This window comes from Peribacillus sp. P4_D6, assembly GCF_056401795.1.
The window spans coordinates 1-576 of sequence record NZ_JBFUIQ010000405.1 but is presented as its reverse complement, the minus strand read 5'-3'; the positions used below and the strand labels follow the sequence as shown (position 1 = coordinate 576).

Annotated in this window: 1 pseudogene; it reads left to right on the top strand. The window is 38.6% G+C overall.

Annotated elements, in window-relative coordinates:
* A pseudogene (locus AC1DVB_RS27880) lies at positions 1-361 on the top strand (hypothetical protein); the annotation flags it as partial.
* Positions 362-576 lie beyond the last annotated feature (215 nt).

The window sequence follows — 576 nt, the reverse complement described above, 5'->3', positions numbered from 1 at the left end:
GCCAAGTGCAGAACCAAAAAAGGCAAAAACCAAAACTAAAAAGACGACAGCAAAACCTAAATTGGACTTGCCTGGGGAAAAAGTGCATTTCACCGCGATTATCAAGGAGTTCACGGCAAAAATGAACCATTTCACTGGTGAAGAAGATGAAGTTATACTCTTGGAGAATGTCAAAGTGACRACGGAGCCTGAATTGACTATTGGCGATGCTTGGTGTGGATATAGCAAGACATTAAAAAAAGCTGAGCTCGAAGAAGGAGACGCAATCGAATTTGATGGAAAAGTGGTCGACAAAAAATACAATAAAGAAATACGCTATAAAGTAAATAATCCATCCAAGTTAGTGAAAAAAGAAGGATAAACACTCGAAGTTATTGGATGATATGGAGTAAGCCGCCGCCGCTTACTCCTATTTGCCGTATTCAGGCATCTAAAGAAATGAATGATTACATGAACTTATTAGAATAGATGCGTCCACCACTGGAATATATTCGTTTGTGGGAGATACAACTTATAACCTTTCTCCAATCGTATTGGTTTTGGTTTTGTGGTTTCATATTTTCCAGTGTTGGGGAT